Annotated in this window: 24 protein-coding genes and 1 tRNA gene; 11 read left to right on the top strand and 14 right to left on the bottom strand. The window is 70.9% G+C overall.

Annotation, left to right across the window (positions count from 1 at the left end; genetic code table 11):
- The first annotated feature begins 15 nt into the window (after positions 1 to 15).
- The 3 genes from NON00_RS18740 to NON00_RS18730 all read left to right on the top strand — a co-directional run bounded on the left by NON00_RS18740 (position 16) and on the right by NON00_RS18730 (position 2,879).
- Positions 16 to 864, top strand: a complete 849-nt coding sequence (locus tag NON00_RS18740) for a sugar nucleotide-binding protein (RefSeq protein ID WP_256024227.1) — start codon at positions 16 to 18, stop codon at positions 862 to 864.
- A gap of 192 nt (positions 865 to 1,056) precedes the next feature.
- Positions 1,057 to 2,283: a 5-aminolevulinate synthase gene (hemA, locus tag NON00_RS18735; protein WP_256024226.1), complete on the top strand. Its 1,227-nt coding sequence runs from the start codon at positions 1,057 to 1,059 to the stop codon at positions 2,281 to 2,283.
- Between the two features lie 269 nt (positions 2,284 to 2,552).
- Complete coding sequence (locus tag NON00_RS18730; RefSeq protein ID WP_256024225.1) at positions 2,553 to 2,879, top strand: hypothetical protein; 327 nt, start codon at positions 2,553 to 2,555, stop codon at positions 2,877 to 2,879.
- A gap of 42 nt (positions 2,880 to 2,921) precedes the next feature.
- On the opposite strand, the gene NON00_RS18725 is transcribed toward NON00_RS18730, so the two are convergent.
- The 5 genes from NON00_RS18725 to NON00_RS18705 all read right to left on the bottom strand — a co-directional run bounded on the left by NON00_RS18725 (position 2,922) and on the right by NON00_RS18705 (position 7,491).
- Positions 2,922 to 4,244 carry a TRAP transporter large permease gene (locus NON00_RS18725; RefSeq protein WP_256024224.1) on the bottom strand — a complete coding sequence of 441 codons (1,323 nt, stop codon included), beginning with the start codon at positions 4,242 to 4,244 and terminating at the stop codon, positions 2,922 to 2,924.
- Positions 4,245 to 4,292: 48 nt separating this feature from the next.
- Entirely contained in the window at positions 4,293 to 4,877 is a 585-nt protein-coding gene (locus tag NON00_RS18720) for a TRAP transporter small permease (RefSeq protein WP_256024223.1), read from the bottom strand.
- 27 nt (positions 4,878 to 4,904) lie between these two features.
- Positions 4,905 to 5,909 carry a TRAP transporter substrate-binding protein DctP gene (dctP, locus tag NON00_RS18715; protein ID WP_256024222.1) on the bottom strand — a complete coding sequence of 335 codons (1,005 nt, stop codon included), beginning with the start codon at positions 5,907 to 5,909 and terminating at the stop codon, positions 4,905 to 4,907.
- Between the two features lie 174 nt (positions 5,910 to 6,083).
- The gene (locus tag NON00_RS24940; RefSeq protein ID WP_256024221.1) at positions 6,084 to 7,157 is read right to left on the bottom strand and encodes a class I SAM-dependent methyltransferase; all 1,074 of its coding nucleotides are present in this window, start codon (positions 7,155 to 7,157) and stop codon (positions 6,084 to 6,086) included.
- Between the two features lie 259 nt (positions 7,158 to 7,416).
- A tRNA-Val gene (locus tag NON00_RS18705) sits at positions 7,417 to 7,491 on the bottom strand.
- Between the two features lie 133 nt (positions 7,492 to 7,624).
- On the opposite strand from NON00_RS18705, the gene NON00_RS18700 reads away from it, so the two are divergent.
- The gene (locus NON00_RS18700; protein ID WP_256024220.1) at positions 7,625 to 8,503 is read left to right on the top strand and encodes an N-formylglutamate amidohydrolase; all 879 of its coding nucleotides are present in this window, start codon (positions 7,625 to 7,627) and stop codon (positions 8,501 to 8,503) included.
- A 505-nt stretch (positions 8,504 to 9,008) separates the two neighbouring features.
- Here the strand turns inward: NON00_RS18700 and NON00_RS18695 are convergent.
- Together NON00_RS18695 and NON00_RS18690 are read right to left on the bottom strand one after the other, a co-directional pair.
- Positions 9,009 to 9,539: a carboxymuconolactone decarboxylase family protein gene (locus NON00_RS18695; RefSeq protein WP_256024219.1), complete on the bottom strand. Its 531-nt coding sequence runs from the start codon at positions 9,537 to 9,539 to the stop codon at positions 9,009 to 9,011.
- A 181-nt stretch (positions 9,540 to 9,720) separates the two neighbouring features.
- Positions 9,721 to 10,293 carry a peroxiredoxin gene (locus NON00_RS18690; protein WP_256024218.1) on the bottom strand — a complete coding sequence of 191 codons (573 nt, stop codon included), beginning with the start codon at positions 10,291 to 10,293 and terminating at the stop codon, positions 9,721 to 9,723.
- A 145-nt stretch (positions 10,294 to 10,438) separates the two neighbouring features.
- On the opposite strand from NON00_RS18690, the gene NON00_RS18685 reads away from it, so the two are divergent.
- The 4 genes from NON00_RS18685 to NON00_RS18670 all read left to right on the top strand — a co-directional run bounded on the left by NON00_RS18685 (position 10,439) and on the right by NON00_RS18670 (position 14,525).
- Positions 10,439 to 11,341 (top strand): hydrogen peroxide-inducible genes activator, encoded by a 903-nt coding sequence (locus NON00_RS18685; RefSeq protein WP_256024217.1) that lies wholly within the window; start codon positions 10,439 to 10,441, stop codon positions 11,339 to 11,341.
- A 248-nt stretch (positions 11,342 to 11,589) separates the two neighbouring features.
- Entirely contained in the window at positions 11,590 to 11,715 is a 126-nt protein-coding gene (gene ykgO / locus NON00_RS18680) for a type B 50S ribosomal protein L36 (protein WP_256024216.1), read from the top strand.
- Between the two features lie 147 nt (positions 11,716 to 11,862).
- Positions 11,863 to 13,320 (top strand): FAD-linked oxidase C-terminal domain-containing protein, encoded by a 1,458-nt coding sequence (locus NON00_RS18675; RefSeq protein ID WP_256024215.1) that lies wholly within the window; start codon positions 11,863 to 11,865, stop codon positions 13,318 to 13,320.
- The gene (locus NON00_RS18670) at positions 13,317 to 14,525 is read left to right on the top strand and encodes an FAD-binding protein (RefSeq protein WP_256024214.1); all 1,209 of its coding nucleotides are present in this window, start codon (positions 13,317 to 13,319) and stop codon (positions 14,523 to 14,525) included. Before NON00_RS18675 ends, NON00_RS18670 begins: the two co-directional genes overlap by 4 nt.
- 131 nt (positions 14,526 to 14,656) lie before the next feature.
- On the opposite strand, the gene NON00_RS18665 is transcribed toward NON00_RS18670, so the two are convergent.
- Positions 14,657 to 14,830, bottom strand: coding sequence for a hypothetical protein (locus NON00_RS18665; RefSeq protein WP_256024213.1), 174 nt, complete (start codon positions 14,828 to 14,830; stop codon positions 14,657 to 14,659).
- A gap of 139 nt (positions 14,831 to 14,969) precedes the next feature.
- Between NON00_RS18665 and glcF the strand changes: the two genes are divergently transcribed.
- A complete protein-coding gene (glcF, locus tag NON00_RS18660) occupies positions 14,970 to 16,307 on the top strand; it encodes a glycolate oxidase subunit GlcF (RefSeq protein WP_256024212.1) in 1,338 nt (445 codons plus the stop codon).
- 73 nt (positions 16,308 to 16,380) lie between these two features.
- Here glcF and NON00_RS18655 read toward each other — a convergent pair whose 3' ends face one another.
- Together NON00_RS18655 and NON00_RS18650 are read right to left on the bottom strand one after the other, a co-directional pair.
- The gene (locus tag NON00_RS18655) at positions 16,381 to 16,569 is read right to left on the bottom strand and encodes a soj family protein (protein ID WP_256024211.1); all 189 of its coding nucleotides are present in this window, start codon (positions 16,567 to 16,569) and stop codon (positions 16,381 to 16,383) included.
- A 220-nt stretch (positions 16,570 to 16,789) separates the two neighbouring features.
- Positions 16,790 to 17,005 (bottom strand): hypothetical protein, encoded by a 216-nt coding sequence (locus NON00_RS18650; RefSeq protein ID WP_256024210.1) that lies wholly within the window; start codon positions 17,003 to 17,005, stop codon positions 16,790 to 16,792.
- Between the two features lie 475 nt (positions 17,006 to 17,480).
- Here NON00_RS18650 and phbB point away from each other — a divergent pair, with 475 nt between their 5' ends.
- On the top strand, positions 17,481 to 18,203 hold the full coding sequence (gene phbB / locus NON00_RS18645; protein ID WP_256024209.1) for an acetoacetyl-CoA reductase: 723 nt from the start codon (positions 17,481 to 17,483) through the stop codon (positions 18,201 to 18,203).
- Positions 18,204 to 18,345: 142 nt separating this feature from the next.
- On the opposite strand, the gene NON00_RS18640 is transcribed toward phbB, so the two are convergent.
- A complete protein-coding gene (locus NON00_RS18640) occupies positions 18,346 to 18,702 on the bottom strand; it encodes a phage holin family protein (RefSeq protein WP_256024208.1) in 357 nt (118 codons plus the stop codon).
- Positions 18,703 to 18,759: 57 nt separating this feature from the next.
- Here NON00_RS18640 and NON00_RS18635 point away from each other — a divergent pair, with 57 nt between their 5' ends.
- Positions 18,760 to 19,614 carry a DMT family transporter gene (locus NON00_RS18635; protein ID WP_256024207.1) on the top strand — a complete coding sequence of 285 codons (855 nt, stop codon included), beginning with the start codon at positions 18,760 to 18,762 and terminating at the stop codon, positions 19,612 to 19,614.
- A gap of 135 nt (positions 19,615 to 19,749) precedes the next feature.
- On the opposite strand, the gene NON00_RS18630 is transcribed toward NON00_RS18635, so the two are convergent.
- From NON00_RS18630 to NON00_RS18620, 3 genes are read right to left on the bottom strand one after another with little or no spacing between them, the layout of a single operon-like run.
- Positions 19,750 to 20,367 (bottom strand): bifunctional 2-polyprenyl-6-hydroxyphenol methylase/3-demethylubiquinol 3-O-methyltransferase UbiG, encoded by a 618-nt coding sequence (locus NON00_RS18630; RefSeq protein ID WP_256024206.1) that lies wholly within the window; start codon positions 20,365 to 20,367, stop codon positions 19,750 to 19,752.
- The gene (locus NON00_RS18625) at positions 20,364 to 20,807 is read right to left on the bottom strand and encodes a cupin domain-containing protein (RefSeq protein ID WP_256024205.1); all 444 of its coding nucleotides are present in this window, start codon (positions 20,805 to 20,807) and stop codon (positions 20,364 to 20,366) included. The genes NON00_RS18630 and NON00_RS18625 overlap by 4 nt, the downstream gene beginning before the upstream one ends.
- Entirely contained in the window at positions 20,807 to 21,403 is a 597-nt protein-coding gene (locus NON00_RS18620; RefSeq protein ID WP_256024204.1) for a glutathione S-transferase N-terminal domain-containing protein, read from the bottom strand. Before NON00_RS18620 ends, NON00_RS18625 begins: the two co-directional genes overlap by 1 nt.
- Positions 21,404 to 21,521: the final 118 nt, after the last annotated feature.

The raw sequence follows: 21,521 nt of genomic DNA, 5'->3' as shown, positions 1-21,521 counted from the left end.
GGGTGGAGAGGCAGGATGCTGCTGGTGTTGGGGCTCGGCTATTCGGGCATGGCGGTGGCGCGCGCGGCGGTGGCGGCCGGCCTGCCGGTGGCGGGCACGATGCGCGTGCCGCGCCCCGGCGCCCCGGAGGGGGTGCGGGTGCTGCCCTTCGCCGAGGCGGGGCCGGCGATTCGCGCCGCCACGCATCTGCTGGTCACCGCCGGGCCGGAGGAGGCGGGGGCGGACCCGGTGCTGTCCACCCATGCCGCGGCGGTGGCGGCGGCGCCGGGGCTGCGCTGGGTCGGCTATATGTCCACCACCGGGGTCTATGGCGACCGCGCCGGCGGCTGGGTGGAGGAGGACACGGCCCCCGCCCCCGGCCAGGAGCGTTCCCGCCGCCGGCTGGAGGCGGAGGCGGCCTGGCGCGCCGCGCTGGCGCCGCGCGGCGTGGCGCTGGACCTGCTGCGCACCGCCGGCATCTATGGCCCCGGCCGCAACGCGCTGGAGGATCTGCGCGCCGGGCGCGCCCGGCGGGTGGACAGGCCGGGGCAGATGTTCTCCCGCATCCATGTCGGGGATATCGCCCGCGCCGTGCTGGCCGCTGCCGCACAGTCGGGGGGGCGGCCGGAGGGGGCGCGCGTGCTGCATCTGGCCGACGACCTGCCGGCCGCGAATGCCGATGTGGTGGCCGAGGCCGCCCGGCTGCTGGGGGTGGAGGCGCCGCCGCTGCTGCCTTTCGAGGCCGCCTTCGCCGCCATGTCGCCGATGGCGCGCAGCTTCTGGGCGGAGAACCGGCGCATCAGCAGCGCGCGCACCCAGGCGCGGCTCGGGCTGGTCTGGCGCTACCCCAGCTATCGCGAGGGGCTGCGCGCGCTGCTGGGCTGAACATTCGGCGGGCTGAAAGGTCTTGAGAGGGGCTTCGCCCCTCTCAAACTCTCCCGACCAAAGGCCTGAGGCCTTTGGAAACCCCCTTTGGGTTTCCGCGCCCTGGGCTGCCGGGCCGGCATGAAAACCTGCCCCTGAAAACCTCTCCATGAAAACCTGCACGGAAAGGAAGGTTGTTCTATTTATCGGCGCATGGACACACGGCAGACCCTGCGCGCCCATTGCGCGCGGCATCTCGACACGCTCCGCGCCGAAGGCCGCTACCGCGACTTCGCACGGCTGGAAAAACTGGCCGACCGCTTTCCGGTCTATCGCTGGCATCAGCCGGGCGCAGGGCCGGGTGAGGGGCGCGAGATCGTCGTGTGGTCGTCCAACGACTATCTCGGCATGGGCAGCCACCCGGCGGTGCGCGAGGCCGCCGCCGGGGCCGCCGCCTTGCATGGCGCCGGGGCGGGGGGGACGCGCAATATCTCCGGCACCTCGCCCCTGCATACCGGGCTGGAGGCCGAACTGGCCGACTGGCACGGCAAGCCCGCCGCCCTGCTCTTCGGCAGCGGCTACATGGCGAACCAGGCCGCGCTCTCCACCCTGCTGACGGCGCTGCCGGGGATGGAGGTGTTTTCCGACGCCATGAACCATGCCTCGATGATCGACGGCATGCGGCGCAGCGGGGCGAAGCGCCATATCTGGCGGCATAACGACCTCGCCCATCTGGAAGAGCTGCTGCGCGCGGCGGATCCGGCCAGCCCGAAGGTCATCGCCTTCGAGAGCGTCTATTCCATGGAAGGGGATATCGCGCCCCTGCATGACCTCTGCGACCTCGCGCAGAAATACGGCGCCATCACCTATCTGGATGAGGTGCACGCCGTCGGCCTCTACGGCCCGCAGGGCGCGGGCATCGCCGAGCGCGACGGCGCCAGCCACCGCATCGACATGATCGAGGGCACGCTGTCCAAGGGCATCGGCGTCTATGGCGGCTATATCGCCGGGGAGACGGATTGGGTGGATTATATCCGCTCCGTCGCCGGCGGGCTGATCTTCACCACGGCGCTGCCGCCCACGGTGCTGGCGGCGACGCTGGCGAGCATCCGGCAGATCCGCCAGGACGCGCCGCTGCGCGCCCGCATGGCCGGCCGCGCCGCCGCGCTGAAGGCCGCGCTGGACGCCGCCGGCCTGCCCCGCCTGCCGAGCGAGAGCCATATCGTGCCCATCCCCGTCCCCGGGGCCGACCGCTGCCGCGCCGTGGCCCGGCGGCTGCTGGAGGAGCATGGGCTGTATGTCACGCCCATCAACTACCCCACCGTGCCGCGCGGGACGGAGCGGCTGCGCCTCTGCGCCACGCCCTTCCACACGGATGCGATGATCGCCGATCTGGTGGCGGCGCTGCGCGCGGTGCTGTCGGTGGCGGAGGCGGCTTAGAAAAGAGCGTTCTTTTTTGAAAAAAAGAACCAAAAAACGTCTTTCAGGGGGCGTCCCGCCTTTGGCCTGAGGTGGGACGCCAAACTGAGAAAAGTCTTTTTGCTTCTTTTTCTTCAGAAAAAGAAGAATCTGAAATTCCTGAAAACACCACAGTCCTGTTACGCCGCTTTGCAAGTTGGACCAATGGGTAACGCCGCCTGGACGCGGCCGGGCGGCGGACTATTTCCCCTGCATCGCCGGGAACAACGAACACCGCGATGGGGAAAGACATGCACACTTCCTTCACCCGCCTGGGCCTGCGCATGGCCCTGCGTGCCCTGGGCCTGGCCGGCATGGCCGCCGCGCTGCCGGCGCTGGCCCAGGCCGCCGATGCGAACAAGACCGCGATCGAGGGCAGCCCGCTCGCCCAGGCCATGGCGGTCAGCCGGATGCATCAGGGGGATAGCGTGATCCCCGGCCCGGTGGGCCGCAACGCCGCGCCGGAGGAAAGCCCGCTGGCGGTGCCGATGCCGGTCAGCCGCAACCATGATGCGAGCGACCCGGACGACGCCACCAGCCTGGCCACCCGCCTCCGCGCCACGGCCCCGCAGGGCTGACGCGCCGCAGGGCCGGGGCGCCCGCGCCCCGGCCCGCCGCCATCAGCCGGCATAGCCCGCGATCCGCGGCAGCCAGAGCGCGATGCCGGGGAAAACGATCAGGATCGCCGTGCCCAGCGCCAGCATCAGCATGTAGGGGATGATGGCGCGGTTGACCTCCTCCAGCGGGGCGCCGGTGATGGCCTTGATGACCACGAGGTTCATCGCCACCGGCGGCGAGATCAGCGCCATTTCCAGCGAGAGCGTCAGCAGCACGCCGTACCACACCTTGTCGATGCCGAACTGCGCCATCACCGGCAGGATCGCCGGCATGGTGAGCAGGATGATCGAGAAGCTCTCCAGCACCAGCCCGAGCAGGAAGAGCAGCACCATCATGGCGACGAGGAAGCCGGTGCGGGAGAGGCCCCAGTCCAGCACCAGCGCCGTCAGTTCCTGCGGCACGCGCAGCTTCGTCAGCATGTAGCCATAGATGGCGGCGGCGGCGATGATCATCAGCAGCATGGCGCTGGTGCGCGTGGCCTCGCCCACGCCGTCCAGGAAATCCTTCCAGGTCAGGGTGCGGTAGATCAGGGCGGCGATCAGCAGGGCGTAGAGCGTGCCGGTGCCCGCCGCCTCGGTGGCGGTGAAGACGCCCATATAGATGCCGCCGAGGACGAAGACCGGCAGGGAAAGGCTCCACCCGGCGCGGCGCAGCGCGCGCAGCGGGGGGACAGCCCCGGGTGCTCCAGCCTCGGGCGCCCCAGCCTCGGGCGCCGGGGCGGCCTCGTCCGCCGGGGCGATGGCGCGGCCCTCGGTGAGGTAGCAGTAGAGGGCGAACATCGCCGCCATCATCAGCCCCGGGATCAGTCCGGCGAGGAAGAGGGCGCCCACGCTGGTCTCGGTGACATAGGCATAGAGCACCATCGGCGCCGAGGGCGGGATGAGGATGCCGAGCGTGCCGCCGCCCGCCACGACGCCGAAGGCGCCCTTGCGGCTCATGCCGTAGCGCAGCATCTGCGGGATGGCGATCTTGCCCACCGTCAGCGCGGTGGCGACGGAGGAGCCGGAGATGGCGGCGAAGATGGTGCAGGCGGCGACGGTGGCGATGCCGACCCCGCCGCGCACGCCGCGCAGCAGGGCGAAGGCGGCGCCATAGAGGTCATCCACCACCCGGCCGCGCACCATGATATGCGCCATCAGCATGAAGAGCGGGATGGCCACCAGCAGGTAGCCATCGAGCTGGCCGATCACCAGCTCCCCCAGCGCGGGCAGGCCGCCCTCCACCCAGAGCAGCACGCCGAGCGGCAGCAGGAAGAGCGCCGCGAACATCGGCAGCCCGAGATAGAGCACGACAAAGAGCGCCGCGAGCAGGGCCAGGAAGGTCATGGTCGGTCCTTGGAAGCCGCGGGGAAAGAGGCGGGGGAGGGGGTGGGGCTACTCGCCGCGCGCGAGGCTGTCGCGCGGCAGTTCCTCCGCCCCGTCGGGCAGGAATTCCGGGTTCTGGCCCAGCGCCAGGATCAGCGACTGTGACAGTGCCACCAGCAGCAGCAGCGCCGCGCCGAGCGGCAGCAGCGCCTGGATCCACCAGACGGGGATGCCCTCGATCTCGGTCATCAGGCCGATCATGCGGCTGAAGGCCACCGTCTCCAGCCCGGCATCGAGCAGGATGGCGGCGACGAGGGCGACCGAGAGCGTGCCGAGCAGCCGCGCCCCGCGCGCGGCCACGCCGGAGAGGCGGTTGGTCAGCACATCGACGCCGATATGCTCGAAGCGGCGCTGCGCCTCGGGCGCGGCCAGCAGGACGAGGGCGACGACGAGCCAGCCCGCCGCCTTGTCGATCCAGGGCTGCGGCTGCCCGGCGAGGTAGCGCGCGGCGACGGACCAGCAGATCAGCGCGAGGCAGGCGAGGGTGGCGAGGCCCCCCGCCATGGCGGCGGCCAGCGCCACCCAGCGGGCGAGGCCGGCCAGAAGCTGCGCCAGCGTGCCCCCCGCCGGCATGCCCCCCATGGGCGTGCTCACCGCCGGCGGCCCGTCAGGCTCCGCGCCTCACAGCGCACGCAGGGCCTCGATGGCGCGCGCGCCATTCTCGGGTGCGAGGCGCAGGAAGGCATCCAGCACCGGCTTCTGCATGGCGGCGCTCCATGCGGCGCGCTCCTCCTCGGACTGCACATGCACCGCCATGCCCTTGGCCTGCAGCTCGACGGCGGCCTGGGTGGCGACCTGCTCGGTCAGCGGCACCTGGTCGTGCTCGGCCTGGGCGGCCTCGGCCTGGATGATGGCGCGGTGCTCGGGCTTCAGCCCGTCGAACCAGCGCGGGTTCACATAGACATGGGTGAAGACGCAGAACCACGGCGCCACGGTGCCGTATTTCTGGAACTCGTAGAAGCGGCGGGAGACGGCGGCGGAGATATCGGTCAGCCCGGCATCGAGCACGCCGGATTGCAGCGCCTGCGGCACCTCCGGCCCTGGCATGGAGGAGGGCGCGGCGCCGACGGCGGAGAGCGCGTGGTCGGTCAGCGCGTTCAGGCCGCGGATCTTCAGGCCCTTGAAGTCCTCGGTGGTGAGGAGCGGCTTGCGGTTGCTGGTGAAGATGGCCTGCCGCGTGGTGTAGAGCCACATCAGGTTGCGCACCGCGCGCTTCTGCAGCAGCCCTTCCAGCAGCTGCGCCGCCGGGGAGCCGGGGAATTTGCGGATCCGCTCCAGCTCGGTGAAGAGATAGGGCAGGGTCAGCACGTTCATTTCCGGCAGCGTGTTGCCCCACTGGAAATTCACCGCCGCCGCCGCCTCGAAGGCGCCGCGCGCCACGGCCGGGAAGTTCTCCCCGGCGCGGGCCAGCTGTTCCGCCGGGAAGACCTGCACATCGATGGCGCCCTGGCTCTTCGCCTTCACCCGCTCGGCGAAGGCGGCGAGGATGCCGGCATGCTGGTGGCTGGGCGGGAACTGGTGGGAGAGGCGCATGGTCACCGCCGCCTGCGCCCGCGCGGCGGAGGGCGCCAGGGCAGGGATGGCCAGGGCTCCGGCCGAGGCCAGAAGCAGATGGCGGCGGTGCATGATCGTTTCTCCCCTTGGCGCGGCGCTGCGTCCGCTGTCCCGTTTGCGTCGCCGCGCCGTGGGGGTCAAGAGTGCTCTTTCTTATTTTTGGTAAGATTTTTGCGCTTCGCGAGACTGTTTATTGCTTAAAACATTGATGCGGTGCAGCGAAACCCTGGCATCCGCTCCCTCCGCTCAGCCCCGGCGCCGCACGGCGAGGCCGATCGAGGTGACGACATGCCCCGCCGCCTGCAGCTTCACATGCGGGGTCGAGAAGGGCGGGGTGTCGATATAGACATCGCCCAGGGCATGGCCGGGGTGGAAGTTCAGCGGCCAGACCTCATGCCCCTCGGCGACCAGCCGGCTGGCCAGGGCCTCGATGTCCCGCTTGCGGTAGAGGCTGAGGCCGCGGGACTCCAGGGTCTGCTCGTTGCTGCCCAGGTTGAACTCGGTGGTGTGCAGCGCCAGGCCGCCGGGGCGCAGCGTCTCCAGGCTGTTGCGCACGAAGTCCAGCCCGTGCTGCAGCGAGCCCAGATGCTCCAGCGCGCAGGCGGACCAGCAGTAATCGAAGCCGCGCAGCTCGTCCGGGATGGCGTTCATGTCCACCGGGCGGAAGGTGACGCGCTCGGCGAAGCTGGCGGCGTCGATCAGTTCCGGCTTGAAGAGCTGCTCCAGGGAGTCGCTGTACTGCTTGGTGGTGGCCCAGCCCTGCACGGCGGCGAGTTCCGGCGGGGCGTCGCTGGCGACGATGCGGTGGCCGAGATTGGCCAGGGCGCTCGGCAGCCGCTCCCGCCCCACGCCGAAGCCGAGGCCGGAGAGGCCGGGGCGCAGCATCTCCGCCCGGTTCAGCGCCGCGAGGATCCAGGAGAATTCCCACTGCTTGCGGTGCGGGCGCGGCGGGCTGCGGGTGAAGCGGCTCCATTGCTGGTGCGCCGGCTCCTGCATCTGGGCGGCGGTGCAGAGCTGGCTGACCGGCTCGGCCAGGCTGGGGTCCTGGAAGCACCAGGGCACCTTGGGGTCTTCCGGCGGCGCCAGCATGAAGAGCGGCATGGCGTAGCCCGCGCTCTGCTTGGTGGCGGCGCGGTAGAGGCGGGTGAATTCCGGGCCGCGCAGCAGGGTGTTGCGCAGGGCGGCGGTGTCCGGATGGTGGCGCAGCTCGGCCAGCTCCTCGGCGCTGCGCGGGCCACGGCCGAGCAGCATGCGCAGCATCGTGCTGACCGCCTCGGCCGTCAGCAGGGCGGGCGGCGGGGCGGGCGCGGGCTGGGCCACGGGCGGCGCGGCGGCCGGCGCTGGAGGGACGGGCGCGGGAGGGGCAGGTGTGGGCGGGGCAGGCGTGGCAGCGGCAGGCTTGGCCACGTCCGCGGCGGCCGGCCGTGCGGGTTCGGCGGCAGGCGGCGTGGGCAGGAGGGACGGGATGGTTTCCATACCCGTTTCTTATGCCGGAAACGCGGCGCCTGTCATGCGGCGGGCATGGCGCGGCCTGGGCCTGTTGCCTCGATGATGCCAGCTTGTCAGGGAGGAAAACCGGTGGTGGGCGCGACAGGGATTGAACCTGTGACCTTCCCCGTGTCAGGGGGACGCTCTCCCGCTGAGCTACGCGCCCCGCCGGTGTGGCCGGGGCATTAGCCCGGATGCGCCGGGTGGGGCAAGGGGGTGTGCGCAAGGGAATGAAAAAAAACCGGCCCCTGGCCGAGTCGTGACAGCGGCGGCGCGCTGTGGCTTGATGGGAGAAGACCATGGATCTTCCAATGCCGCTTCTCGCCGGGCAGGCCGCGCCCGGCCCCTTCGTGATGTCGCGCCCGGCCAGGCAGCGCGCGCCGCTGGTGCTCGCCTCGCCGCATTCAGGGCGGCACTACCCCGCGGAATTCCTGGCGGAATCCCGGCTGGACGCGCTGGCCGTGCGCCGCTCCGAGGATAGCTTCGTCGAGGAACTCTTCGCCGCCGCGCCGGATCTCGGGCTGCCCCTGCTGGCCGCCACCTTCCCCCGCGTCTATTGCGACGCCAACCGTGAGCCCTGGGAACTGGACCCCACCATGTTCGACGGGCCGCTGCCGGCCTGGGTGAACAGCGCCAGCCCGCGCGTCGGGGCCGGGCTCGGCACCATCGCCCGCGTCGTCTCCAATGGCGAGCCGGTCTATCGCCGCCGCCTGCCCTTCAGCGAGGCGGAAAGCCGCATCCAGCGCTGCTGGCAGCCCTACCACGCCGCCCTGGCCGCGCTGATCGCCGAAACGCGCGAGGCCTTCGGCTGCTGCCTGCTGATCGACTGCCACTCCATGCCCGCCCATCCGGCGCATGGGGCGAACGCGCCGGACATGGTGCTGGGCGATGCCCACGGCACCGCCTGCGCCAGCCGCGCCGTGCGCCGGGTGGAGGAACTGCTCTGGCAGATGGGCTACCGGGTGCGGCGCAACGATCCCTATGCCGGCGGCTATGTCACCCGCCATTACGGCCGCCCGCGCGAATCCGTGCATGTGCTGCAGATCGAGATCGCCCGCGGCCTCTACATGGATGAGGCCGCCATCGAGCGCCTGCCGGAGATGGAGCGCCTGCGCGGCGACCTGACGGCGATGATGGCCGCCCTGGCGGAAGCCGACTGGGCCTTCCTGCGGGGCTGAGAATTTCAGGAAGAAGCGTTCTTTTTTGAAAAAAAGAACCAAAAAACTTTTTCCGGTTGGCGCGCTGTCCTGTGTGAGACGGCGGCAGGCTGGTGCAGCAGGAGCCGGAAAAAAAAGAGGCGGTGCCAGATGGCACCGCCGAGTTTAGGGAGGAAACGTCCAAGAAAGACAGCGACACAGCGTACTGTGCTGCTGCGAGATGGAAGATAGGATGGTGATCGTTCGTATGCAAGCAGTTTTTCGCGGTGCAGCAGAAAAATTGCCTGCATTTTCGGCGGGACCCCATGCGATGAACGCATGTCGCGAACGGGTTATGCCCGTCGGGGGTAAAAATGCTGCGAAAAGCGGCAGAAAGAGGCGGTCCGGGCTCTGAGAGCCGCGCCCAGGGGAAGGATATTCCCCCGCCCCGGTTAAGACGGGGCTGATGACCCCCGCCCGGAGAGGCGGGGGGAGGAGCGGGGGAGGCGAAGGGCTCTCCCCCGGGTACTGAGAAAGGGGCCGGAAATCAGGCGGCCAGGGCTTCCTCGGCATCCACCACGCCGGCCACGGCATGGACGACGGCGGCGATGCGGACGGCGGCCTGCACCTGCTCGCTGCTCAGCCCGCCATGGCGGACCACCTTCTCGTGGCTCTCCATGCACATGCCGCAGCCATTGATGGCGGAGACGGCGAGCGACCACAGCTCGAAATCCACCTTCTCGACACCCGGCTTGGCCATGACGTTCATGCGCAGCTTGGCCGGCAGGCCCGGATAGTCGCCGCCCACCAGGTGGGTGAAGCGGTAATAGACGTTGTTCATGCCCATGATGGCGGCGGCGGCCTTGGCGGCCACCAGCGCCTCGGCCGAAAGCTGCGGGCCGAACTCGGCGAGGATGGCCTTGGTCACCGCGGCGTTGCGGCTGGCGATGGCGCTGGCCACGAAACTGCCGGCGCGCTGCTGCTCGGTCAGCACCGGCTCGGTGGCCAGGCTGCCCAGGTTCAGCTTCAGGTCGCGGGCATAGTCGGGCAGGCTGGCGCGCAGGGCTTCGAGCGACATGCGAAGGACTCCTCCGGTCTGAAAAACGGCAAGGATGTGGGAAAGGGATGGCCCGGGCAGGCCCGGGCGCCGCGCGCCGGCACATCCCGGGGGGCACCGGAGCAGGCTCCGGCCGGGATGCGGGCGCGGGGGAGGGCAGGGGGCGGCGCCTGGCCACCCCCGCCCCGTCAGCCAGGCAGGATCAGGCGGCCTTGAACAGCTGGTCCGGGTTCAGCGTGTCGCCGCCCTTGTTCCAGTTGCAGGGGCACAGCTCGTCCGTCTGCAGCGCGTCGAGCACGCGCACGACTTCCTGCGGGTTGCGGCCGACATTCAGGCCGTTCACCGAGGCCCACTGGATGGTGCCCTCGGGGTCGACGATGAAGGTGGCGCGCAGCGGCACGCCCGCATTCTTGTCGAGGATGCCGAGCGCCGTGGACAACTCGCGCTTCACATCGGCCAGCATCGGGAAGGGCAGGTCGTGGATGTCCTTGTTGTAGACGCGCCAGTTCAGGTGGACGAACTCGCTGTCCGTGGACACGCCATAGACGACCGCGTCACGGTCGCTGAACTCGCCGTTCAGCTTGCCGAAGGCCGCGATCTCGGTCGGGCAGACGAAGGTGAAGTCCTTCGGCCAGAAGAAGACGATCTTCCACTTGCCGGCGTCGCTCTCGCTGGTGATCTCGACGAAGGACTTGCCCGGGCCTTCCAGGCCCTCGGCGCCACCCTTCACGGCGGTCAGGTTGAAGGCGGGAAACTTGTCACCAACCGTCAGCATCTCTGGATACCCCCTGTCATCTGATCTGCAACATGCGATCTGCGGCACGGGCCGGGTGTTGCCCTCCCCGTGACGTGCCTCCTTATGTATGTTGCAGCGCAACCATGCCAATGAATAGTTTTCGACGAAATCATCGGTCCATTCGATGAACCTTCTCCCCAGCCCGCAGCAGCTCCGCTACCTCGTGGCCCTGGCCGACCAGGGCCATTTCGGCCGGGCGGCGCAGGCCTGCGCGGTCACGCAATCCACCCTCTCCGCCGGGCTCATCGCGCTGGAGCGGCAGCTCGATGCCGCCATCCTGGAGCGTGGCCCCGCCAAGCGCCCGGTCTTCACCCCGCTGGGCCTGCAGCTGGTGGAGCGGGCGCGCCATGCCCTCTCCGCCCTGGCGGCGGTGGCGGAGACGGCGGCGGCGGCGCGCGACCCGCTCTCCGGGCCGCTGCGACTCGGGGTCATCCCCACCATCGGGCCGTTCCTGCTGCCGCGGCTGATGCCGGTGCTGCGCCGCGCCTTTCCCCGCCTGCAACTCTGGCTGCGCGAGGATCTGACGGACCGGCTGGCCGATGACCTCGCCGCCGGGCGGCTGGATCTGCTCCTGCTCGCGCTCCCCGCCGCCCTGCCGGAGGCGGAGACGCTGCGCGTGGCGGAAGATCCCTTCCTGGCCGCGCTGCCGGAGGGCCATCGCCTCGCCGGGGAGCCGAGCCTGCCGGTGGCCGCCCTGGGCAGCGAGCGGCTGCTGCTGCTGGAGGATGGCCATTGCCTGCGCGACCACACCCTGGCCGCCTGCGGGCTGCACGCCGCCGTCAGCCAGGACAGTTTCGCCGCCACCAGCCTGCACACGCTGGTGCAGATGGTGGCCGGCGGGCTGGGGGTGACGCTGCTGCCGCGACTCGCGGTGGAAGGTGGCGTGCTGGCCGGGGCCGCGGTGCTGCTCAAGCCGCTGGACACGCCGCAGACGCGCGGCCTGGGCCTCGCCTGGCGCGCCCGCTCCCCGCGCGCGGCGGAGTTCCGCAGCCTGGCGCCGGCGGTGGCGGAGGCTGTGAATTCTTGAAGAGAAGATGTTCTTTTTTGAAAAAAAAGAACCAAAAAACTTTTTTCAGTCAGCGTCCCGCTTGGTCGGGAGACGGCGGCAGCCTGAAAGAAAGTCTTTTTTCTTCTTTTTCTTCAGAAAAAGAATTTTCTTCCTGAAAAATCAATTTCTCCTCGCAAGATGCGAGTCGGGGACAGCGAAGGATGCACGCGCTTGTTGACACCGGCGGCCCCACAGCCTAAACGCGCCCGCTCGAAGAGGGTGCCCAGATGAAGATCCGTAACAGCCTGAAGAGCGCGAAGACGCGCGACAAGAACTGCGTTGTGGTCCGCCGCCGCGGCCGCATGTACGTTCTCAACAAGAAGAACCCCCGCCTGAAGGCCCGCCAGGGCTGATTGCGGGGCGGCCTCCCTCCGGGGCGGCCGCAGCGGTTCTTCCGCTCTAAAACGACGCCATGGCCCTGCCACGGCGTCGTTTTCGCATGTGCTTGCCGCGGCGCGCGGCGGAGGGGCATTCTCCTGGCCAAAGGGGGAATGCCGACCATGATCGAACTGCCCAGGCCCGACCCGGCCGTGCTGGCCCGCCGCGCCCCGATTCTCGCCGCGCTGGCCGCCATCGTGCCCGACTCGCCGCGCGGGGCGGGGGTCATCGGCGATCCCGTGCGGCTGCGCGCCTATGAGACGGACGGGCTTTCCGCCTATCGCCAGCCGCCGCTGGCCGTGGTGCTGCCGGAGACGACCGCGCAGGTCGCCGCCCTGCTGCGCTACTGCCACCGGGAGGGCATCCGCATCATCCCGCGTGGGGCGGGCACCAGCCTCTCGGGCGGGGCGCTGCCGCTGGAAGATGGCATCGTCATCGGCCTGATGCGGATGAACCGCATCCTGGAAGTGGATTACGCCGACCGCCTAGCCGTGGTGCAGGCGGGCGTCACCAACCTCGCCATCACCCAGGCGGTGGCGGGGGAGGGCTTTTTCTATGCCCCGGACCCCTCCAGCCAGCTCGCCTGCATGATCGGCGGCAATGTCATGATGAATTCCGGCGGGGCGCATTGCCTGAAATACGGTGTCACCGCCAACAACCTGCTGGGCGTCACCTTCGTCACCATCGAGGGGGAGGTGCTGCAACTCGGCGGCGGGCACCTGGATGCGGCGGGCTATGACTGGCTCGGGCTGGTCACCGGCAGCGAGGGGCAGCTGGGCATCGTCACCGAGGTCACGGTGCGCATCCTGCGCGCGGCGGAGGGGGCGCGGGCCATGCTCGCCGCCTATCCGAGCAACGAGGTGGCGGGGCAGGTGGTGGATGCCATCATCGCCAGCGGCATCATTCCGGTCGCGCTGGAATTCATGGACCGCCCGGCCATCCATGCCTGCGAGGCCTTCGCCCAGGCCGGCTACCCGCTGGATGCCGAGGCGCTGCTGATCATCGAGGTCGAGGGCAATGCGGAGGAACAGGACATCCTCCTGGACAAGCTGAAAGACATCTGCGGGCGGTTCGCGCCCATCTCGCTGCGGGTGGCGGAGACGGCGGAGCAGTCCCTGGCCATCTGGAAGGGGCGGAAGGGGGCCTTTGGCGCGGTCGGCCGCATCAGCCCCGACTATCTGTGCATGGACGGCACCATCCCCACCGGCGAATTGCCGCGCGTGCTGCGGCGGATGCAGGAGATGTCCGACGCCTATGGCCTGAAGGTGGCCAATATCTTCCATGCCGGCGATGGCAACCTGCACCCGCTCATCATGTTCGACGCCAATGACCCGGAGAGCTTCCGCAAGGCCGAGGCTTTCGGCGCCGATATCCTGAAGCTCTGCGTCGAGGTGGGCGGCTGCCTGACCGGGGAGCACGGGGTGGGGGTGGAGAAGCGCGACCTGATGCCGGTGCAGTTCACGGCGGAGGAACTGGCGCGGCAGCGCGCCATCAAATCGGCCTTCGACCCGCAATGGCTGCTGAACCCGGCGAAGGTCTTTCCGCTGGCCGGCAACCCGGTGCTGGAGCGCGTGGCATGAGCGCCGCCCTGAACGCGCCCCTGAACGCCCCCGGGGCCGAGGCCCCCGCCAGCGAGGCCGAACTGGCCGGCGCGGTGCGCGATGCCTTCGCGGCGCGGGAGAGCCTGGCGGTGCAGGGGCTGGGCGGGCGCGCGGCCAGCCTGCGCCCGGTGCGGGCGGCGCGCCCGCTGTCCACCCGCGCGCTGACCGGCATCACCCTGTATCGCCCGCAGGAGCTGGTGCTCTCCGCCCGCGCCGGGACGACGCTGCCGGAGATCGAGGCCGCCCTGGCCGGGCACCGCCAGATGATCGCCGCCGAGCCGCCGGACCTTGCCGCGCTGTTCGGCGTGGCGACGCCGCCGACGCTGGGCGGGCTGGTGGCGGCGGGGCTGTCCGGGCCGCGCCGCATCGGCGTGGGTGGTGCGCTGCGCGACCAGGTGCTGGGCGTGCGCGCCGTGACGGGGGATGGCGAGGTCATCCGCTCCGGCGGGCGGGTGCACAAGAACGTCACGGGGCTGGACCTGTGCAAGCTGCTCTCCGGCAGCCACGGCACGCTGGCGGTGCTGAGCGAGATCACCCTGAAGCTCGTCCCGCGCCCCGAGGCCAGCCTGACCCTGGCCCTGCCGGTGGCGGATGTGGCGGCGGGGGTGGCGGCCCTCTCGGCCGGGCTCGGCAGCCCCTATGGCGTCAGCGGCGCCGCGCTGCTGCCGGCGGGCGGGGAGGGCTTCAGCGGCCCCACCGCCCTGCTGCGCCTTGAGGATTTCTTTCAGTTTCTCGGGCGGCGGGGGGATGCGCTGCGCGGCGTGCTGGCGCCCTGGGGGGAGGCGGCGCGGCTGGAGGGCGCCGATTCCCTGTGGTGCGCCGTGGCCGAGGCCCGGCCGCTGGCCGCCGCGCCGGAGGAGGCGGTGTGGCGCCTCTCGCTGCGCCCCGGCCGGGCGGCGGCGGCGGTGGCGGCGCTGCGCGCGGCCTTCCCGGCGAAGCTGCTGCTGGACTGGGGCGGCGGGCTGGTCTGGGTGGCGGGGCCGGCCAGCATCGCGGTGCATGGCGCGGTGATGGCGGCGGCGCGTGCGGCGGGCGGCACCTTCACCCTGTTCCGCGCCCCCGATTCGCTGCGCATGGCGGTGCCGGTGCTGCCGCCGGAGCCGGCGCCCCTGGCCGCCATCGGCGCCCGGGTGAAGGCGGCGCTGGACCCGGCCGGCCTGCTGAACCCCGGCCGGATGGGGTGAGGAGGGGGACTCACAGATGGGTTTCCAAAGGCCTCAGGCCTTTGGTGGGGAGAGTTTGAGAGGGGCGAAGCCCCTCTCAAGAGCAGGTCCCTGGTGCGCGCATCCTCTCTGACCCGGGCCGAGGCTGACCTTCAGGCCTTGTCCTCGCTGCGGGGCGTGGCGCCGGCGGGGCGCGACATCTGCATCAGCCGGGCGAGGCGGGCGGTTTCCGCCGGCCCCGCCTGATTTGGGGCGGGGCTGGGCTCCAGCCTGCGCGGCTCGGCGGGGCCGCCGGGCGAGGCGCTGGGGGGGAAAATGCGGTCCATGATCTGCGCGGCGCGCTCCAGCGGCGAAAGAAAGGGCCGCGCCCTATGACAGATCCGTAAAGGAAGATGAACCCTTCTTGACACGCTTGCCCCGGCCCGCCCTTCCCCGCCACCCTGGGGGCAAGAGGGACGGACCAACATGCAAACCCATTTCACCGCCGCGCAACTGGCGGATGCTGATATCAGCGCCTCCAACACCATCCTGCGCAGCTGCGTCCATTGCGGCTTCTGCACGGCCACCTGCCCCACCTTCGTGCTGCTGGGGGATGAGCTGGACAGCCCGCGCGGCCGCATCTACCTGATCAAGGACATGCTGGAGAGCGGCCAGCCCGCCACCGAATCGGTGGTGAAGCATGTGGACCGCTGCCTCTCCTGCCTCTCCTGCATGACCACCTGCCCCTCGGGCGTGCACTACATGCACCTGGTGGACCATGCCCGCCGCTATATCGAGGAGACCTATACCCGCCCCTGGCCGGAGCGCGCCCTGCGCGGGCTGCTGGGGGCGATGCTGCCGCACCCGCGCCGCTTCCGCGCGGCGCTGGCCCTGGCGCGGCTGGCCCGGCCGCTGCGCGGGCTGGTGCCGGGGCAGGGGCAGATGGCGCGCCGCCTGCGCGCCATGCTGGAACTGGCGCCGGAACGCCTGCCCGCCGCCGCCCCGCTGCCGCCGCGCCTCCACCCCGCCGAGGGGCCGCGCCGCGGCCGCGTGGCGCTGATGACGGGCTGCGCGCAGCAGGTCCTGGCCCCCTCCATCAACGCCGCCACGATTCGCCTGCTGACGCGCATGGGGCTGGATGTGGTGGTGGCCGAGGGTCAGGGCTGCTGCGGCGCGCTCAACCACCATATGGGCCAGCACGACCCGGCCATGGCCCTGGCCCGCGCCAATATCGCCGCCTGGACGCGCGAGATCGATGGCGCGGGGCTGGACGCCATCGTGGTGAATGCCTCGGGCTGCGGCACCACGGTGAAGGATTACGGCTTCATGTTCCGCAGCGAGCCGGAGCCCTGGGCCGCCCGCGCCCAGGCGGTGGCGGCGCGGGCGAAGGATATTTCCGAGGTGCTGCTGCAATTCGGCTATGCCCCCAGCCGCCCGGCGCCGGGGCTGGTGGTGGCCTATCACGCCGCCTGTAGCCTCCAGCATGGGCAGAAGGTGACGGCGGCGCCGAAGCAACTGCTCCAGAAGGCCGGATTCACAGTGAAGGAGCCGGTGGAGGGGCATCTCTGCTGCGGCTCGGCCGGCACCTATAACCTGATGCAGCCGGAGATCGCCGGGCAGCTCAAGGCGCGCAAGCTGGAGAACTTGTCCCGCACCGGGGGCGCGGTGATCGCCAGCGGCAATATCGGCTGCCTGACGCAGTTGGGGGGCGGTGCCATGCCGGCCATCCATACCGTCGAACTGCTCGACTGGATGGCCGGGGGGCCGGAGCCGGAGGGGCTTCCCGCCCCAGTGCGGGAGGAGCGGGAGAAAGTTCTTTTTTGAAAAAAAGAACCAAAAAACTTTTTTCAGTTCAGCGTCCCGCCGTGACGGGAGACGGCGGCAGCCTGGAAAAAGGTTAGGCCGCCATCTTCCGGGCAGCGGCGTCGCGCGCCAGGACGGACATGGCTTCGGCGATCAGGCTGGCGGCATCCTCAGAGCCGGCCTCGACGCAGCAGCGCTCGGCATGGCCCAGCAGCCGGAGCACGGCGGCGAGGTCGCGCTGCGCCTGGTGGGTCCAGAGGACCGCGGCAATCGGAGTATCCATGGGATCAAAGCCTGCCGTTACGGGGGGAGTGCGGCCGCCGCTTACACGTCTTGGCGCGCGACGGCCAGCGTAAAGCGCAACGAGCGCGGCTGCACCGGCAGCAGGGCAGCCCCCCGGCCCACGGGGGGACAGGCCAGGGGGCTGGGAAAAAGGCGGCGGCCGGGAGAGGGGGCCCGGCCGCCGCGAGGCCACCGGGGGCGGACCCGGCGGCAGCCCGGCCTCAGCTATTGTGCGGCCGGGGGTAATTGCCCCGAGCGGTGGGCATCCCGCCCGGCAGAGCCGCCGCCGCCGCAGCCGCGTGCTGCGCCGCCTCCGCCGCGCCCATGCGGCGGCATTCGGCCTCCACATAGGAAAGCATCAGCAGCAGCGCACTCTGGTCCACCTGAGCGGGCGGACGGCGTTCTCCCGTGACGGAGAAGGGCAGGATGGACGCCATCGGAGGACACCTTCTTCGTTTCGTATTCGTTTAGAAACTTATGGAGCCGCCGGCGGCTGCCGGCCTGCTCACGTTTTCGTGATTAACACGGTCTCCTTTACGATTCAAGAACGATATCGCAGTCGTGATGCCTTGGCGGCACCGGTGCCGCGCCATAGGCTTGTTGCGAATCCGATAGAGCGAATCGCGCATGCGTCCCTGGCTTGGCTGGCTGTCCTGTCTTCCGGTTTCCGCGCTGCCCCTGGCCGTCCCGGCCGGGCCCGCGACGGGGGGAAGGGGATGGGCCGCCACCCGGGGCCTACGCCGATTCGCCGCCGCTGGCCGGGCCCAGGCCCTGCCGGCGCGCTGACCCCCTTCACGGACCGGCCACGCGTGTTGCCCTGCGAGATAGCCGCATGGTGCCCGGCACCGGTCTGTGATCCGATGGCCCGGGCGGCCGGGGGGCCGCCCACACTTCAGAAGGAGGACACTGTCAATGGCACGACTCGCCCTGGTCACCGGCGGGCAGCGCGGTATCGGCGCCGCCATCAGCGAGCAGCTGCAGAAGGCAGGGCGCAAGGTGGTGGCCTCCTACGCCGGCAATGACGCGGCCGCGGCCGCCTTCACCGAGCGCACCGGCATCCCGACCATCAAGTTCGACGTTTCCGACTACGAGGCCTGCAAGGCCGCGGTGGCGAAGATCGAGGCCGAGCACGGTTCCATCGAGATCCTCGTGAACAATGCCGGCATCACCCGCGACGGCACCATGAAGCGCATGGACCGCACGATGTGGGATGACGTGATCGACACCAACCTCGGCTCCTGCTTCAACCTCGCGAAGCTGGTCTGGGAGGGGATGAGCGCCCGCAAGTTCGGCCGCATCGTCAATATCGGCTCGATCAACGGCCAGGCGGGCCAGTACGGCCAGGTGAACTACGCCGCCGCCAAGTCCGGCATCCACGGCTTCACCAAGGCCCTGGCCCAGGAAGGCGCGCGCTCCGGCATCACCGTCAACGCCATCGCCCCGGGCTATGTGGACACCGAGATGGTCCGCGCCGTGCCGGAGGATGTGCTGCACAAGATCATTGCCCGCATCCCCGTCGGCCGTCTCGGCCGCGCCGAGGATATCGCCCGCGGCGTGTGCTTCCTCACCTCCGATGATGCCGACTTCATCACGGGGTCCACGCTGTCCATCAATGGCGGGCAGCATATGTACTGAGATATCTGGGGAGGCTCTGCCTCCCCAGACGAAAAGAAGATTCTCTGGGGAGGCTCCGCCTCCCCAGGCCCCTCCGCCGGGGTAGCGGGGCTACCCCGGACCCCGCCATCCGTGTGAAGGCGGGGGGTGAAGGCGGGGGGCATCAGCGCGCCGGCGCCTCCTGGCCGCCAATGGCGCGGCTGGCGATCCACGAGACGAGAGCCACCACCAGCGCGCCGAGCAGCGCGGCGCCGAAGCTCGCCACCCGCATCCCCGGCATCAGCAGCGCCGTCAGCCCGAACACCGCCGCATTGACGACCAGGGTGAACAGCCCGAGCGTGATGATATTGAGCGGCAGTGACAGCAGTATCAGCACCGGGCGGATCAGCGCGTTGACAACACCAAAGACGATGGCGGCCACCACCAGCGTGAAGGGGCCGCTGAAGCTGACGCCGCCCACCAGCATGGCAGCGCACCAGAAGGCGAAGGCGGTGATGGCGGTGCGGGCCAGGAATCCCATGATCGACCTCTCGCGGTTTGCCCCGGCGGAACGCGCGGCGCGGCGGGGAGTTGCGGCATGAACGCCGCCACCTGGGCCGGCATCGGCGCCATGCTGCTCTGGGCCTTCCTCGGCGTGCTGGCCAAGCTGGGGGCGGGCATCCCGCCGCTGCAGATGACGGCCATCGGCATGGCCATCGGCGGCGGGGTGGGGCTGGCGCTGGTGGCGGCGCGCGGGCGGCTGCGCGCGCTCGGCCCCGCCGGCGGCACCGGCTGGCTGGCCTGGGCGCATGGGGTGGGCGGGCTGTTCGGCTACCACGCGCTGTATTTCGCCGCCCTCGCCCTGGCCCCGGCGGTGGAGGCCAATCTGCTGAACTATCTCTGGCCGCTGCTGGTGGTGCTGCTCTCGGCGCCGGTGCTGGGGCTGCCGCTCGGCGGGCGGCGGCTGGCGGGGGTGGCGCTGGGCTTCGCCGGCTGCGCGCTGCTGGTCGGCGGCGGCGCGCGATTCGCGCCCGAGGCCCTGGCGGGCTTCCTCTGCGCCGCGGCGGGGGCGCTGGTCTGGGCTGGCTATTCCGTCACCGCCCGCCGCCTCGCCGCCGTGCCGACCGAGGCGGTGGCGGGCTTCTGCCTAGCCAGCGCCGCCCTGGCCGGGGTGCTGCATCTGGGCTTCGAGGCGACGGTCTGGCCCGATTCGCGGCAGGCGCTGGCGCTGCTGCTGCTGGGCCTTGGCCCGGTGGGGGCGGCGTTCTTCCTGTGGGACCTCGGCATGAAGCGCGGGGACCCGCGCCTGCTCGGCACGCTGGCCTATGGCATTCCGGTGGCCTCCACGCTGCTCCTGCTGCTGGCGGGATTCGGCGCGGCGGGCTGGCCGGTGGCGGTGGCGGCGCTGCTCGTCAGTGGGGGCGGTTTCCTGGCGGCGCGCGCCGCCCGTTGAGGGGGCTTTGCCCCCTCAAACTCCCCCCTTCTTTCCCTTGGGCAGGGGACGGGGTCCCCTGCACCCGCCTTCAGAAAGGGTTTCCAAAGGCCTCAGGCCTTTGGTGGGGAGAGTATGAGAGGGGCAAAGCCCCTCTCATGAATGCGCGCCGCCCTTCCGCCAGAGGCCGCGCAGCACCTCGGCCTCGCCCTGGTGCTTCGGCCCCTCATCGAGTCGCACGGTGCCTTCCAGGCATTCCAGCCTTTCCAGCCCGCCGAAGCTTTCCTCCGCCGCCGCGCGCGTCCAGAGCAGGCTCGGCTCGCGCGGGCCGCCGCTGCGGCGGCCTTCCTGGGCGGGGGTGAAGCCCTCCAGCACCAGCAGCCCGCCCGGCGCCAGGGCGCGGCAGGCTCCGGCGGCCGTCACCGCGCGGTCCGCGGGCGGCAGGTGCACGAAGATCCAGGCGACCAGGTCGAACTGCCCCTCCGGCCAGTCCCAGCGCGTCAGGTCGGCGGTGAGGGCGGTGAGCGGCAGGCTCCCGGCGCGGGCCTCTTCCGCCGCGCGGGCCATGCCGGTGGCGGACCAGTCCACCGCCGTCACCACCAGCCCCTGCCGGGCCAGCCAGAGGCCGTTGCGCCCCTCGCCATCGCCCAGTGCCAGGGCGCGCATCCCGGGGCGCAGGCGCGGCGCCATGCTCTCCAGGTAGCGGTTCGGCGCCTGCCCGAACAGGCCGGGCTGGGCGGCATAGCGGGCATCCCAGGCGGCGGAGTCGCTCATGGCACCGGGCTCCAGCCCGGCGGCGCCAGGGTGAAGCCGGCGAAGTCGAAGGCGGGGGAGACGGTGCAGCCCACCAGCGTCCAGCCGCCCAGGCTGCGCGCCGCCTGCCATTCACCGGGGGGCACCAGGGCGAAGGGTTCTTCTCGGTTGCCGAGATCAGGGCCGAGGCGGTGTTCCCGCAGCGGCCCGCCTTCCGCCGCCACGGAGAGCAGCAGCGGCGCGCCGGCATACCAGTGCCAGGCCTCGGCGGCGTCCACCCGGTGCCAGTGGCTGGCCTCCCCGGCGGCGAGCAGGAAATAGATGGCCGTGCCGGCGCCGCGCGCCCCGCCCGCCGGCCGGTCGCGCCAGATCTCGCGGTAATGGCCGCCCTCCGGGTGGGGGGCGAGGCCGAGCGCCGCGATGACGGCGGCGGCCGGCAGGGTGGGGTCGCGCAGGTCCATCAGGCGGCCGGCGGGGCGGTGCGGGTGATGGCCGGGCTCTCCGCCACGCTGGCCAGCCAGGCGGCCAGCTTCGGGTGGGCCTCGCGCCACGGCTCCTGCGCGAAGCGGAAATCCAGGTAGCCGAGGGCGCAGGCCACGGCGACGGCGCCGATATCGGCGAGGCCCTGCGGCGGCGCCTGCTCCAGCACGGCGAGGCCGCGTTCCACGGCCGCCTTCTGCCGGGCGGAGAAGGCGATGCGGCCCTCATCCTGCGGCAGCTGGTCGCTCATGCGGCGTGCCACGGCGGCGTCCATCAGGCCATCGGCCAGGGCCTGCGTCACCAGGGCCGGGATGCGCGCGGGGCCGGCGGGGAAGAGCGGCGCGGCGCTGCCGATTCCGTCCAGATACTCGCAGATCACCGGGCTGTCATAGATCGCCGCGCCGTCCTCGGTGAGCAGGGCGGGAACCTTGCTCAGCGGGTTGGCGGCCAGCAGCGCCCCGGGGCTGGCATGGGCGTTGGTGGAGACCAGTTCCACCTGCCCCTCCAGCCCGCGCAGGATCAGGCAGGCCATGACCTTCCGCACGAAGGGGGAGGAGGGCGAATAAAACAGTTTCATCGGCGCGTTTCCTTGTGTGTTTGCCGGGGGGGGGGGGCGAACAGAAGGCGGGGTCCGGGGGGACCCTGTCCCCCCGGCGGAGGGGCTTGGGGAGGCGGAGCCTCCCCAAAGGTTCAGC

The organism is Roseomonas sp. GC11 (assembly GCF_024437745.1).
Classification (GTDB): Bacteria; Pseudomonadota; Alphaproteobacteria; order Acetobacterales; family Acetobacteraceae; genus Pseudoroseomonas.
This window is presented reverse-complemented; position numbering and strand designations above follow the sequence as displayed.